This window comes from Serratia marcescens (assembly GCF_029846115.1).
GTDB classification, from domain to species: domain Bacteria; phylum Pseudomonadota; class Gammaproteobacteria; order Enterobacterales; family Enterobacteriaceae; genus Serratia; species Serratia marcescens_L.
This window is the reverse complement of sequence record NZ_JARVZZ010000001.1, coordinates 4,193,347-4,207,103: the sequence shown is the minus strand read 5'-3', so window position 1 is coordinate 4,207,103 and position 13,757 is coordinate 4,193,347. Positions and strand designations below refer to the sequence as shown.

Below are 13,757 nucleotides of genomic sequence, written 5' to 3'. Positions count from 1 at the left end.
CCCTGGTTATGGTTGCAATCATCAGTCGTTTTCCGGCGCCCAGGCGATCAGGCGCCGCAGCAGCGCATCCACCGCAGCCCACAGCAGCACGGTCATCAGCACCAAAATAAACAGCGCGGCGAAGCAGACGTCGGTCTGCATGCGCGCGTTGGCGTTCAGCATCACGTAGCCCAGCCCTTCGGCCGAGCCGACCCATTCGCCGATGATGGCGCCGATCGGCGCGACGGCGGCGGCCATGCGCAGGCCGGAGCCGAAGGCCGGCAGCGCTGCCATCAGCCGCACGTGCCGCAGCTGCGCCCAGCGGGAAGCGCGCATCGTGCGCGCCAGATCGAGATAGTCGTTGTTGACCCGCCGCAGCCCGTCGAAAAAGGCCGACACCACCGGGAAGAAAATCACCAGCACCGCCATCGCCACCTTGGCGCTCATGCCGAAGCCGAACCACAGCACCAGCAGCGGGGCCAGGGCGAACACCGGTATCGCCTGGCTGGTGAGCACTAGCGGCATCAGCCAGCGTTGCAGGCGCGGCGAGAAGATCATACACAGCGCCAGCGCCGCGCCGAGCAGCACGCCCAGCGCCAGCCCGCTGACGATCTCCGAAGCGGTGACCAGCGTGTGCCAGGCGAGGTAGCCGCGCCCGTCCCACAGCGCCTGCGCCACCGCGCTCGGCGTGGGCAGCAGAAAGGCCGGAATGCCGCTTTGCGCCGCCAGCCACCACAGCAGCAGCAGGCCGGCAAACACCGTCAGCCCACGCCGCAGGCGGGTAAGCCCACGCTCTTTGGCAATATTCATTGCGCGGCCCTCACCAGCTGTTGCAGCAGTTCGGCCTGGCTTCTCAGCAGGTCGGCGTCATCCGGCGCGCGCGGCGGTTGCCCGCTGATGCGGTGGGTGTCGTCGAGGCCCAGCGGCCAGGGCGACAGCACCAGCAGCCGGTGGCTCAGGCGGCAGGCCTCCATCGGATCGTGGGTGATCAGCAGCACGGTGTTTTGCGCCAGCAGTTCGGCGGCCAGGCTCTGGATCTCGGCGCGGGTAATGGCGTCCAGTGCGGAAAAGGGTTCGTCCATCAGCACGATCGGCTGGCGTTCGTAGAGCGTGCGGGCGATGGCGGCGCGCTGGCGCATGCCGCCGGACAGCGCGGCAGGCAGGCTGCGGCCATGAGAGGCCAGGCCCACGCGCTCCAGCAGGTGCGCCGCCCACGCCCGGTCCGGCGTTTCGCCGCGCAGCCGCGAGCCGAGGGCGACGTTCTCCTCGACGGTCAGCCACGGGTAGAGCAGGTCTTTTTGCCCCATGTAGGCGATGCGCCCGGTGACCGGCAGGCCGTCGCTGCCGGTCACCGTGCCCGAGGTAGCCCGTTCCAGGCCGGCGATGATCTTCAGCAGGCTGGTTTTGCCGGCGCCGCTGGCGCCGAGCAGGGCGACGAAGCTGCCGCCGGCGATGTCGAAGCTCAGCCGGTCGAAGACGATTTGCTGACCGAAACGCAGGCTGAGATCCCGCACCTGGATGCCGGGCGGGCGAAGCGGGGAGGTCATGAGGCGTTCAGCCCCATCTGCCAAAATGCCGATTCCAACTGGGTGGCGGTGGTGAAAATCTGCGCCAGCTCGGTGAGGCGGCCTTGTGCGCCGCGCTGGTGGCCGACGGTCTCGAGCAGCTCGATGGCGGCACGCACGCCGGCCAGATAGCCCTCGTCGCCGTAGTTGCGGATCCAGGAGGCGTAAGGATTGCCCTCCATTTGGGTGGCGGGATCGTGCAGCAGCCGCAGGCCGATTTCGGCATAGCCGGCCACGCAGGGCAGCAAGCCGGCCAGCAGATCGAGGGCGTCGCCGGCATGGCCGATATCCAGTACGTAGCGGGTGTAGTTCATGGTCTCCGCCGCTTCCGGCTGGGCGGCGATCTGCGCTTCGCTCAGTCCCCATTCGGCGCAGTAGGCGACGTGCAGCGGCAGTTCGGCGACGATGCCGTTGAGCGACGCGGTGGCGGCGCGCATCTCCGGCAGGGTGCGCAGCTTGCTGACCAGCAGCGCGTAGGCGCGGGCGAAGTGCAGCAGGAACAGGTAGTCCTGGGTCAGGTAGCGGCGAAAAGCGCGTTCGGGCAAGGTGCCGGCGGCCAGCTGCTGCAGAAATGGGTGATCGACGTAATCTTGCCAGTGGCTGCCGGCATGCTGGCGCAACCGGCCGTAAAGACCGCTTTCGAACAGGGTGGTGATGGACATGGGACCTCCTTGAGTCAGTGGAGATCCGGGCACGCTGGGGTATGAACAGGCAACGGGTGAGAGCGTTGTTGCCTAACCGTCCCTTCGCTGGCATGACCCAGATCAGGTTCAAAGGGTTCGGCTTGCGCCATCTCAGCCCGTAACAGGACACCCCTCGGAGCTGCTTGTTATACGACATTTGTTTTTTGATTACAATCGCCGGGCGGCGCGGCGGCAATCGGTTCGTTTAGTGCGATCGGGGGCGATTTTGCTGGCGCAGAGCGCGCGATTTTTGTCACTGTAGGCCGATGATTTTGCCTTTGAGGACGATTCCCGATGAAAAAGATTGGTTTTCTCTCGTTTGGCCACTGGTCGCCTTCCGCCCAGTCCGGCACCCGTTCCGCAGCGGATGCGCTGCTGCAGTCCATCGATCTGGCGGTCGCCGCCGAAGATCTGGGGGCGGACGGCGCCTATTTTCGCGTACACCACTTTGCACGCCAGCTGGGGTCGCCGTTCCCGCTGCTGGCCGCCATCGGCGCCAAAACCCAACGCATCGAGATCGGCACCGGCGTGATCGACATGCGTTATGAAAACCCGCTGTACATGGTGGAAGACGCCGGCGCGGCGGATCTGATCGCCGGCGGGCGGCTGCAGCTCGGTATCAGCCGTGGCTCGCCGGAGCAAGTGATCGACGGCTGGCGCTATTTCGGCTATGCCCCGGCCGACGGCGAGACCGACGCGGACATGGCCCGCCGCCATACCGAAGTGTTCCTGGAAGCGCTGCGCGGCGAAGGGTTCGCCGAACCCAATCCGCAGCCGATGTTCCCGAATCCGCCTGGGCTGCTGCGGCCGGAGCCGTTTTCCGCCGGGCTGCGCGATCGCATCTGGTGGGGCGCCGGTTCGAACGCCACCGCTGTCTGGGCGGCGAAGCTGGGCATGCACCTGCAAAGCTCGACGCTCAAGAACGACGAGACCGGCGAACCCTTCCACATCCAGCAGGCCAAGCAGATCCGCGCCTACCGCGCCGCCTGGCAAGAGGCCGGCCACACGCATGAGCCGCGGGTTTCCGTGAGCCGCAGCATCTTCGCGCTGGTGGATCAGCGGGATCGCAACTACTTCGGCGGCGGTGGCAAGGAGGGCGATCAGCTCGGATATATCGACGCGCAGACCCGGGCGATCTTCGGCCGCAGCTATGCCGCCGAGCCGGACGTGCTGATCAAGCAGCTGGCGCAGGACGAGGCCATCGCCGAAGCGGATACGCTGCTGCTGACCGTACCTAACCAGCTGGGCGTGGATTACAACGCCCACGTCATCGAATCGATTTTAACCCATGTCGCGCCGGCGCTCGGCTGGCGCTAAACGGAGGAATGGCATGTCACGCATTTTCATTACCGGCTCGGTAGACGGGCTGGGCCGCGCCGCCGCGCAAAGGCTGTTGGACGAAGGGCATCAGGTGATTTTGCATGCGCGTGAGCCCGGCCGTCTGGACGCGGTGCGCGATCTGCTGGATCGCGGTGCGCAGGCGGCGATTGGCGATCTGTCCGATGTGCAGCAGATCCGGCAGCTTGCCGAGCAGGTCAATCGCCTCGGCCGCCCGGACGCGGTGATCCACAACGCCGGTATGTTTACCGGGCCGCAGGTGATGCCGGTGAACGTCGTTGCGCCCTACCTGCTGACGGCCCTGATCGAGCGCCCCAAGCGCATCGTCTACCTGAGCAGCAGCATGCACTTTGACGGAGCGCCGGAACTGAACGGCGTAGACTGGCTCGGCGGCGCTGCGGGCTCCTATTCGGACAGCAAGCTGTTCGTCACCGCGCTGGCCGCCGCTGTGGCGCGCCTGTGGCCTGACGTGATCAGCAGCGCGGTCGATCCCGGCTGGGTGCCGACCAAAATGGGCGGCGCGGATGCGCCCGACGATCTGGCGCTGGGGCATGTGACGCAGGCGTGGTTGGTGACCAGCGATGAGCCGCAGGCCCTGGCGTCCGGCGGCTATTGGCACCATCAGCAACGGTTCGATCCCCACGCCGCGGTGCACGACGAGGCGTTTCAATCGGCGCTGCTGGCGCAGTTGGCGCGCGCCGGCGGGGTGAGCCTGCCGCAGGCTTGAGGGCAGTGCTTTGTTGGCCCGTCGGTGCTTGTCGGCGGGCTTTTTTATGCCCGCAGGGTGAACCGGCGAGGCTTTTCTTATACAGTGGCTGTCTGACCTGTTTTGCTCGTTCTTCTTATTATCGCCATGCATACATTCCTGATTATCGTCCCTGAAGGGGGCATGCTGTTCGAGGCGGCGGGCATCGCCGATATCCTGATGCAGGCTAACCGCCTGAGCCCTGCCGAGGCGCCGCTGTATCAGATCGCGGTCGCCACCACGCAATCCCATCGGGTGGTACACGGCCTGTCCGGGCTGAGCCTGTTGGCCGACCATCGCCTGGCGGATCTCGATCCGGCCCTGCCGCGCGATACCGTCATTGTCGCCGGTAAAGGGGCGACCGAAGAAGAGGGCGCCCTGGTGGCGGATTGGCTGCGCCGCGCCGCGCCACAGGCGCGCCGTATCGCGTCGGTCTGCGGCGGGGCTCTGCTGCTGGCCGAAGCCGGATTGCTGGACGGGCGGCGGGCGACGACCCACTGGCGGCTGGCGGAAACGCTGCAGGCGCGCTTCCCGCGGGTGCAGGTCGAGAACGGCCCGATCTACGTGCAGGATGGGCCGATTTGGACCTCCGGCGGCGTCAGCTCAGGTTTCGACCTGACGCTGGCGTTGGTGGAGGACGACTACGGCTTCGTGCAGGCGCGCGAAGTGGCGCAGGATCTGGTGATGTTTCTGCGTCGCCCCGGCGGACAGGCGCAGTTCAGCCGCTACCCGCTCAACCAGGCCAAATCGCCGGGCCCGATCCGCGACCTGCAGTCCTGGATCCTGGAAAACCTCGCCGACGATCTCAGCGTCGATCGGTTGGCCGAACGCGTGGCGATGAGCCCGCGCAACTTTACCCGCGTATTCAGCCGTGAGACGGGCATTTCTCCCGCCAAATTCGTCGAAGAAGGGCGGTTGCATACCGCCAGGCAGCGCCTCGAGCAGAGTGCGGAGGGCATCGAACAGATCGCGCTGGCCACCGGCTTCGGCAACGGCCTTAACCTGCGGCGGGTGTTTGAGCGCAAACTGCAGCTGACCCCGAGCGAATACCGCGAACGCTTCCACGCGCGCAATTTGGCGTAAATTGATCGGTAAACGTCATTTACGCCGCCTCGGGGCAAGGCTAGATTTGAGGCAAAGCCCAAAACGAGGAGAGCATCATGGTGAAAGTAGGCATTAACGGCTTCGGCAGGATCGGGCGCAACGTGCTGCGCGCGGCGCTGGGGCGCAGCGATTTTGAAGTGGTGGCGATCAACGATCTGACGGACAGCAAAACGCTGGCGCACCTGCTGAAATACGACACGCTTTCCGGCACGCTGGCGGCCAGGGTGGAAGCCGGCGACAACCAGCTGTTGCTGGACGGCCGGCCTATCCAGGTGTTTTCGCAGCGCGATCCCGCCGAGATTCCCTGGAGCAGCGTGGGCGTGGACGTGGTGATCGAAGCGACGGGCTTCTTTACCGATAAAGCCAAGGCGGAAGTGCACATCACGCACGGCGGCGCCAAGCGGGTGATTATCTCGGCGCCGGCCAAGAACGACGACATCACCATCGTCATGGGCGTTAACGACCAGCTCTACGATCCGGCGCTGCATAACGTGGTCAGCAACGGCAGCTGCACCACCAACGGGCTGGCGCCCGCCGCTCAGGTGCTGCATCAGGCCTTCGGCATCGAATACGGGCTGATGAACACCACTCACGCCTATACCAACAGCCAGGCGCTGCACGATCAGCCGGAAAAAGATCTGCGCGGCGCGCGGGCGGCGGCGGAATCGATCGTGCCTTACTCCAGCGGCGCGGCCAAGGCGCTCGGCAAGGTGATCCCGGATCTCGACGGCAGGTTGACCGGTTACTCGCTGCGGGTGCCGGTGCCGGTCGTCTCGATCGTCGATCTGACGGTGACGCTGAAACGCCCGGCGACGGTGGAGGAGATTAACGCCGCTTTCCGCGCGGCGGCGGCGTCCGGCCCGCTGAAAGGGATTTTGGGGTACAGCGATGAACCGCTGGTGTCGAGCGACTACCGCGGCGACGCGCGCTCGTCGATCATCGACGGCCTGTCCACGCTGGTCATCGGCGGTAACCTGGTGAAAGTGCTCGCCTGGTATGACAACGAGTGGGGCTTCTCCAACCGCTTGGTCGATCTGGCGCTGCTGATGGAAAAACGCGGGCTGTAAATGCCCGATAGCAAAAAGCCCGCTTAAGTTTCCTTAAGCGGGCTTCTCTAAATATGGCTCCTCTGACTGGACTCGAACCAGTGACATACGGATTAACAGTCCGCCGTTCTACCGACTGAACTACAGAGGAATCGTGTGAACGGGGCGCATCATATCCAGCGGCCCTGGGTGTGTCAACGCTAAATTGCCTCGAGTGGTGCGACTGCTCGGTATCTGAGCAATGCGCCCGTCAATCAGCCCATTGTGCGTCGTTTTCTGCCTGGGCGCGCAGCAGACGCGCCAGCGGATCCTGGCGGTAGAAGCGGCAAAAGTGCTGATACAGCGCCGGGAAGCGTTCGGCCAGCAGCTCGGGGGCGCTGAAAAAATACTCCGACAGCACGGCGAAGCACTCGGCCGCATCGGTGGCGGCGTAGGCATCCATGCTGGCGGCCTCTTCACCGACCATGTCGATTTCATCCTGCAGGCTTTCCATCGCGGCGTGCAGATCGTGCTCCCAGGCGGCCACTTCGCGCAGCGGGATCGGCGGTACGCCGGTGGCGACACCGCCGTTGCGCATATCCAGTTTGTGCACCGCTTCGTGGATCACCAGATTGAAACCGGAAAGATCGAAAGAGTCCTGCACGTCTTGCCAGTTGAGCACGATCGGCCCCTGTTCCCAGCTTTGGCCGGACTGCACCACCGGCCCCGAGTGCACCAGGCCAATTTCGTCCTGCCATTCGTCTTCCACCACGAACGGGGTGGGGTAGAGCAGAATTTCGTTGAAGCCGTCGAGGCACTCCGCGCCGAGTTCCAGCACCGGCAGGGCGAACAGCAGGGCGATGCGCGCCTGCATTTGCGAGGTGAGCTGCAGCCCCTGCAGCGGCACGATGCGCTTTTGCTGCAAGATCTGCCCGGCAACGGCCACCAGCCGCTGCTGCTCCTGCTCATTCAGCGGCGAGAGCAGCGGGATCGCCAACGCGTCCTGCCACTGGGCCTGAGTGTCTGCCTGGGGTTGAGAGGGTTGAGTCGCTTTCCACGGCCATTTAATCATCAGGTTGCTCGTAAACTCATCACTTGAACGTTCAGCGGTATGCTAATGCTGTAAAAATGCCGTAAAAGCGGGCATGATAGCAAGCGTTGTTAGGAGAGATGCCGGAGCGGCTGAACGGACCAGTCTCGAAAACTGGAGTAGGGGCAACTCTACCGGGGGTTCAAATCCCCCTCTCTCCGCCACTATTCAATCACTTACGAATAAATCTTTCAACGATCCCCATCACAATAGCGCTGGCCTGGCGCCAAATCACTGAACGTCAATCCACTGCCTGCTGCTGATCTTCATCGGGTATTCGCGCGTCATCGTCATATTGGTATTCCGTCATCTTAAGCTCGCCCGACTTTCACGCTTCCAGCGCACTTTGAATATAGCGTTGCGGCGACACGCCCAGTTTTTTGCGAAACATGGCGATGAATGCGCTAGGGCTGGCGTAACCCAGTTCGTGGGCCAGCTGACCCACGGCCACGCCGCGCGCCAGATTGCATACCGCCTCCAGCAAGCGAATTTGCTGGCGCCATTCGGAAAAGCTCAGCTGCGTCTCTTCGCGAAACAGCCTCGCCAGGGTGCGTTCGCTGGCGCCGACCTTTTTCCCCCACCAGGCGAGCGTTTCGCCATGGCCCAATTCGCGGCACAAAACATCGCATACCTGGCGCAGGCGCCGGTCGTTCGGCAGGGCCACGTGACACAGTTGGCCACTTTGCATGCGTTGAAACTCATCGCTCAGCAGATTTTGAATGAGCGTAAGCCGTTCGGCGGAAATGGCGTTTTCAAGCCCGGCGGCAATCAGGGGATGCAACAGGGGAGTGGCGCTCAGCCCCTGGGGCCGTGCGCCATAGCGGCGAGAAAAGGGTGGCGTAAAGTAGATGTTGTGCGTCACAACGTCATTGATGGCTTCCAAACCGTGCGGTGTGCCGCTGGGGAGCCAAATGGCGCGGCCCGGCGAGAGCAGCCAGATATGCTGCGCGGTGGCGATTTTCGCCACGCCGCGCAGCGGCAAAATCAGCTGCCCCTGCTCATGCTGATGGACGGGCTCTTGGCTGCCGGGGCTGTAACGCAGCTGACGCAGGCCTTCAATACCGTGATGGGATGTCATATTTACCCGCCTCTGTCCGGTTCTCACCATTTGTGTCTATTGCTGCGATAACGGACAACGTTTGTCCGTCTGGCGACATCCTGACTGTCGGTAGCGCCATTCTGCCATGAACGGGCTTCTCTTTTAAAGTTGAATAATTATCATTTCGATAAAATTCTACTAACAGTCGGAAAGGCGATGAGACAGATGGGCAAATTTTTCAGGGAAAAACCGTTGAAAGTGCTGGTATATACGATAATCGCAGGCTATAGCGGGCAAGCGTTTACCGCGGATGGCGGGCAGAATACCACAAAAGAAGAGACGCTGGTGGTGAGCGCGGCAGCGTCTCAGGATCAGGATGACGGGAGCACGCTGGTGGCGCACGGTGCCGCCTCTGCGACGAAGTCAAACCAGCCGATTAGCCGTACTTCACAGAGTATCTCGGTGGTGACGCAAGCGGAGATTGACGCGCAAGCGGCGAAAAACGTCCCGCAGGCGCTGCGCTATGTTTCCGGCGTCAACTCGGAGAGCGCCGGGCCGGATACCCGTTTTGACACCATCATCGTGCGCGGTTTTGAAGCCGACGAGTACCTGGACGGTCTGCGGCTGCCCCGTGAAGCGTGGTGGAGCCGCCCGGCGTGGGATCCGTTTCTGTTGTCGCGTATCGAAGTGGTCAAAGGCCCTTCCTCGGTACTGTATGGCCAGGCGAATCCCGGCGGGATCGTCAACCTGATCAGCAAAACGCCGCAGGCGACCCCGTCCGGTGAGGTTTATGTCAGCACGGGCAACGAAAATCAGTTTGGCACCGGCGTCGACGCCACCGGGCCGCTGAACGATAACGGCACGCTGTTGGGGCGCGTGGCGGGGACCTTTTTTGATACCGAAACCCAGGTCGATCATACCCACTATCGGCATTATGACATCGCGCCGTCGCTGACGTGGCAGCCGAATGCGCACACTAGCCTGACGATTATTTCGCAGCTGCGCAAAGATCCGGACAGCGGGTTCTACAACCAGATGCCGCTTTCCGGCACCTTGACGCCTAACCCGTACGGCCACATCTCGACCCGTTTTTACGGCGGCCAGCCGGGCTTCGACAAGTACGAACGCCAGCAGGGCAGCATCGGTTACCAGTTCCGGCACGATTTCAACGATACGGTGACTTTCCGCCAGAATCTGCGTTACCTCAGCAGCACCGGCGACTATCTGATGGTCTATCCATGGGGTGTGCATGCGGATGCGCCGCTCATCGATCGCTATTCGATGAACCTGAAGGAGAGCATGACCAACTTCGCGGTGGATAACCAGGCTGAATTCCACTTTGATACCGGTCGGGTGAAACATACGCTGCTGACTGGGATCGACCGCATGCACACCTCGGTGCGCAGCCAGTCGGGCTACGGTGACGCCAGCCCGATTAACTTCCTCAACCCGGACTATAGCGTGCCGGTGGCCATACCGCCGCTCGATAGCAGTACGCACAATACGCTCGATCAAACCGGGCTCTATCTCCAGGACCAGCTCGAACTGGGAGGCTGGATCCTGAACCTGGCCGGCCGTTACGACGCGGCGAAAACCAAAAGTATCGACCTGCTGAACGACACTCGCACCGAGCGCAACGATTATGCAACGACCGGGCGCGCCGGGCTGCTGTACCACTTCGATAACGGATTGGCGCCTTACATCAGCTATTCCACGTCGTTTGTGCCGAGCAGCAGCAATGACTTTTACGGCCACGCCTTTAAACCGACCGAAGGCAAGCAGACGGAAGTGGGGTTGAAATACGATCCGGTCGGGCTGGATGCCTTGTTTACCCTGGCGTTGTACGACTTGCGTGAAACCAACGTGGCGACCGCCGATCCCGATCACCCGAATTTCAGCGTGCAGACCGGCGAAGTGCGCTCGCGCGGGGTTGAGCTTGATGGCCGCATCAATATCACGCCGGCGTGGTCGGTGCTAGCGTCGTACAACCTGACCGATCCGAAAGTGCTGAGCGCCAACGACGATACGCAGGGCAAGCGTCCGGTGGGCATTGCGCGCAATACCGCCAAGCTCTGGAGCCAGTATGCCTTCGACGGCGCGCTTGACGGCGTGACGCTGGGCGGCGGCGTGCGCTATGTCGGCACCAGCTACGCCACCTCGGACAACGGCCTGAAGGTGCCGGCGGCCACGGTCTACGATGCGCGCGTCGGCTATCAGTGGCGCCAATGGCAGCTGGCGCTCAATGCCGCCAATCTCGGCAACAAAACCTACCTGGCTTCCTGCTCCAACAATGGCTGCGAGTATGCGCTGAAACGCCAGTACATCGCGACCCTCAGCTATAAGTGGTGACCGATGCTGTCGCGACGCAGGTTGTTGACCGCTCTCCTGTTGGCCCCGCTTTACGCGCGGGCCGACGTCGGCCAGCCGCCGCAAAAGCTGGCCGTGTTGGATTGGGGACTGACGGAAATTCTGTTGGCGCTGGGGGTGACTCCGGCGGGCGTCTCGGCGCCGGATTGGTATCGTAAGCTGATCCCGACGCCTGTGCTACCTGCGTCGGCGTTGGATCTCGGCCTGCTGTTCCAGCCCAATCTGGAAACGCTGTACGCACTGCGGCCGGACGCGATTGTCATCACGCCGCAGCATGCGTTGCTGAAGCCGGCGCTGGAACGCATCGCCCCGACGATCACGCTGCCGGCTCATGGGCTGGCAGAATTCATCAGCGCTGCCCGGCAATTGGGCGAACGGCTTCAGCGGCAGCCTCAGGCCGCGCAGATATTGACCAGTCTGAACGGCAAGCTGAGCCGCGCCTCGCTGCTGGCGCGGCAGGTTGAACGGCCGACGCTGCTCGCCGCCCCGGTAGATGCGCTGCACCTGCGGGTATACACCGCAGCCAGCCTTCCCGGCGACGTATTGGCCCTCTGCGGGCTGCGCAACGGATGGCATGGCGGCGCGGGAGCGGAAGGCAGCGTACTGGTGGAGCTGACCCGCATCGCCGATCTGAATGCGCGGCTGATGCTGTTGACGCCTGACGATCAGCGGGAGTCGGTGTCTCAATGGCGCCAAAGCCCGCTGTGGCAACGTCTGCCGCTGACTGCTGCGCACAACCTGAACCTGATAGAAGAAAACATCAGCGATGCCGGCGCCCTGATAACCGCCGGGCGCTTTGCCGATATTTTTACCGGGATGATGATGAGGTGGCGTGATGCATGAGTCTTTCTCCCGCCGTCTTTCCTGGGGGGTAATCGCCGCGTTGTGGCTGACGTCGTTGCCGTTGGCGCTGGCCGATATTCATCGGCAGGGCGGCATTGTCGCGTTGTTCTCCGATCATAATCTCGACCCGGCGGCCATTATCCTGCATAGCATGTGGTTGCCGCGTCAGGGTATGGCGATGGTGGGGGGCGCGACGCTGGGGCTGTGCGGCTGGTTAATGCAGCGTGCGCTGCGCAATCCGTTGGCGGAGCCGATGACGCTCGGCATGACCGCCGGGGCGACGTTGGCGATGGGGCTGGCATCGTTGTGGTTGCCGTCGCTGCTGGTCGGCGCGCGCACCGCCGTGGTGATTGCCGGTGAGATTGCGGCGCTGGCGTGCGCGCTGGCGCTCAGCTGGCGTCAGCGTATGTCGCCGCTGGCGATGGTGCAGGCGGGCATCATGATCAATTTGTGGTGCGGGGCGCTGACCTTGCTGATCGCCATTATCAACGATCGCTTTTTACTTCAGGTGCTGATGTGGGGAGGCGGTTCGCTGGCGGTGGAAGACGGGCAAATTCTGCTGCGGATGTTGCCGTGGCTCGCCGTCTGCGTAGTGAGCCTGTTGTTCTTGCTGCGCCCGCTTGAACTGCTGCAACTGCCGGAAACCGTGGTCAGCAGCCTCGGCGCATCGCCGGTGCGCATCCGTGCCGCCGCGGTGCTGCTGGCGCTGACCATGAGCGCCCTCATCATTAACGCGGTCGGCGTCATCGGTTTTTTGGGGCTCGCAGCGCCTCATCTGGCGCGCTTTGGCGGCGCGCGAACATCCCGGCAAATGGTGTTGCATACGGCACTCATCGGTGCGGGCCTCCTATGGCTGACCGATCTTTGCGTCTCTCGCGTGTCGCTGGAGAGCGGCCAACTGCTGCCCGTCGGTATGCTGACCGCCCTGACCGGCGGCCCGTTGCTGATGCTGCTGGCGCGTTTTGCACGGCAGCAAAGCATCGATCTTGCGCCGCCGTTGCCGGTGTCGCAGGGCTCGCATCAACGACGGTTCATCTGGTTGTCGGCCGGCGTTCTGGCTGTGGGGATCGTGGTCTCTTTATGTTTCGGCCACGGATTGCAGCATTGGCACTGGGTGGAAAGAGGGGAACTGGCGAACCTGCTGCCATTGCGATTGCCACGCCTGCTGGCGGCGGTGAGCGCCGGTGCGCTGCTGGCAGGGGCCGGCGTGTTGATGCAGCGGGTGAGCGGGAATCCGCTCGCCAGCCCGGAAGTGCTGGGTATCGGCGGTGGTGCGGCCATGGGCGTTACGGCCTTTGTGTTTTTGCTTCCCGCTGGCGGCAGTGGCTGGCTGTTGGCGAGTAGCCTGGGGGGCGCGCTGATAAGCCTGTTGCTGACGTTGTGGAACAGCCGTCGAAGCGACTTTAATCCGCAGCGGGTATTGCTCAATGGTTTGGCGCTGAATGCGCTATGCCAGGCAGCGGTCAGCATCGTGATGCTCAACAATCTTGCCGCAAGTGCGGTGTTGTTGCCGCTGATGACGGGCAGTACCTATTACGTCGGCGCGTCGTTGGCCGAAGGCGTGTTTGTCATCACGCTGGTTCTCCTGGCGCTGATGCCGCTGTTCCGCCGCTGGCTGGTGCTGTTGCCGATGGGCAACGTCGCTGGCGCGCTCGGTGTGCCATTGCCGCGCGCACGTTTCAGCGTGCTGGCTATGGCGGCAGTCATGACCGGGCTGGCGACGTTGCTGGTCGGCCCGGTGTCTTTCATCGGTCTGCTGGGGCCGCATCTGGCGCGCAAGATGGGTGCGAAAGGGCCGCTGATGCAGCTTTACACCGCCGCGCTGTTGTCATCCGCCATCATGACCGTTGCCGACTGGCTGGGGCGCAATGCCCTCTACCCGCGCCAGCTGCCGGTCGGGTTGGTGGCATCGCTGATCGGCGTCCCCCTACTGGTATGGCCGTTAATTCGTAATAAGACTTTCCAGTCAAAACCATAAA

12 protein-coding genes, 2 tRNA genes and 1 riboswitch are annotated in these 13,757 nt (G+C 63.3%); of the genes, 8 read left to right on the top strand and 6 right to left on the bottom strand.

Annotated elements, in window-relative coordinates; translation table 11 throughout:
- Positions 1–21 precede the first annotated feature (21 nt).
- The 3 genes from QDT79_RS20105 to tenA are packed head-to-tail and all read right to left on the bottom strand — an operon-like array spanning position 22 to position 2,206.
- Entirely contained in the window at positions 22–789 is a 768-nt protein-coding gene (locus QDT79_RS20105) for an ABC transporter permease (RefSeq protein ID WP_060437754.1), read from the bottom strand.
- Positions 786–1,526 (bottom strand): ABC transporter ATP-binding protein, encoded by a 741-nt coding sequence (locus QDT79_RS20100; RefSeq protein ID WP_308316968.1) that lies wholly within the window; start codon positions 1,524–1,526, stop codon positions 786–788. Before QDT79_RS20100 ends, QDT79_RS20105 begins: the two co-directional genes overlap by 4 nt.
- Positions 1,523–2,206, bottom strand: coding sequence for a thiaminase II (gene tenA / locus QDT79_RS20095; RefSeq protein WP_308316967.1), 684 nt, complete (start codon positions 2,204–2,206; stop codon positions 1,523–1,525). Before tenA ends, QDT79_RS20100 begins: the two co-directional genes overlap by 4 nt.
- A 62-nt stretch (positions 2,207–2,268) precedes the next feature.
- Positions 2,269–2,371: riboswitch (TPP riboswitch) on the bottom strand.
- 150 nt (positions 2,372–2,521) lie between these two features.
- On the opposite strand from tenA, the gene QDT79_RS20090 reads away from it, so the two are divergent.
- From QDT79_RS20090 to gap, 4 genes are all read left to right on the top strand, one after another.
- A complete protein-coding gene (locus tag QDT79_RS20090; protein ID WP_063990438.1) occupies positions 2,522–3,544 on the top strand; it encodes an LLM class flavin-dependent oxidoreductase in 1,023 nt (340 codons plus the stop codon).
- Positions 3,545–3,557: 13 nt separating this feature from the next.
- Positions 3,558–4,292: an SDR family NAD(P)-dependent oxidoreductase gene (locus tag QDT79_RS20085; protein ID WP_107226461.1), complete on the top strand. Its 735-nt coding sequence runs from the start codon at positions 3,558–3,560 to the stop codon at positions 4,290–4,292.
- A 126-nt stretch (positions 4,293–4,418) separates the two neighbouring features.
- Positions 4,419–5,393: a GlxA family transcriptional regulator gene (locus QDT79_RS20080; RefSeq protein WP_107226593.1), complete on the top strand. Its 975-nt coding sequence runs from the start codon at positions 4,419–4,421 to the stop codon at positions 5,391–5,393.
- A gap of 77 nt (positions 5,394–5,470) precedes the next feature.
- Positions 5,471–6,481: a type I glyceraldehyde-3-phosphate dehydrogenase gene (gene gap, locus QDT79_RS20075; RefSeq protein WP_063990436.1), complete on the top strand. Its 1,011-nt coding sequence runs from the start codon at positions 5,471–5,473 to the stop codon at positions 6,479–6,481.
- 54 nt (positions 6,482–6,535) lie between these two features.
- Here the strand turns inward: gap and QDT79_RS20070 are convergent.
- Positions 6,536–6,611, bottom strand: a tRNA-Asn gene (locus QDT79_RS20070).
- A 99-nt stretch (positions 6,612–6,710) separates the two neighbouring features.
- Positions 6,711–7,511 carry a DgsA anti-repressor MtfA gene (gene mtfA, locus QDT79_RS20065; RefSeq protein WP_063990435.1) on the bottom strand — a complete coding sequence of 267 codons (801 nt, stop codon included), beginning with the start codon at positions 7,509–7,511 and terminating at the stop codon, positions 6,711–6,713.
- 92 nt (positions 7,512–7,603) lie between these two features.
- Between mtfA and QDT79_RS20060 the strand changes: the two genes are divergently transcribed.
- A tRNA-Ser gene (locus tag QDT79_RS20060) sits at positions 7,604–7,693 on the top strand.
- Positions 7,694–7,857: 164 nt separating this feature from the next.
- Here the strand turns inward: QDT79_RS20060 and QDT79_RS20055 are convergent.
- Positions 7,858–8,607: an AraC family transcriptional regulator gene (locus QDT79_RS20055; RefSeq protein ID WP_107226459.1), complete on the bottom strand. Its 750-nt coding sequence runs from the start codon at positions 8,605–8,607 to the stop codon at positions 7,858–7,860.
- A gap of 186 nt (positions 8,608–8,793) precedes the next feature.
- Here QDT79_RS20055 and QDT79_RS20050 point away from each other — a divergent pair, with 186 nt between their 5' ends.
- Genes QDT79_RS20050 through fhuB form a run of 3 tightly spaced genes read left to right on the top strand, consistent with a single transcriptional unit; the run spans position 8,794 to position 13,756 of the window.
- On the top strand, positions 8,794–10,917 hold the full coding sequence (locus QDT79_RS20050) for a TonB-dependent siderophore receptor (RefSeq protein ID WP_308316966.1): 2,124 nt from the start codon (positions 8,794–8,796) through the stop codon (positions 10,915–10,917).
- A 21-nt stretch (positions 10,918–10,938) separates the two neighbouring features.
- Positions 10,939–11,778 (top strand): iron-siderophore ABC transporter substrate-binding protein, encoded by an 840-nt coding sequence (locus QDT79_RS20045; RefSeq protein WP_308316965.1) that lies wholly within the window; start codon positions 10,939–10,941, stop codon positions 11,776–11,778.
- Positions 11,771–13,756 carry a Fe(3+)-hydroxamate ABC transporter permease FhuB gene (gene fhuB, locus QDT79_RS20040; protein WP_107226456.1) on the top strand — a complete coding sequence of 662 codons (1,986 nt, stop codon included), beginning with the start codon at positions 11,771–11,773 and terminating at the stop codon, positions 13,754–13,756. The genes QDT79_RS20045 and fhuB overlap by 8 nt, the downstream gene beginning before the upstream one ends.
- The last annotated feature ends 1 nt before the right edge of the window (position 13,757 follow it).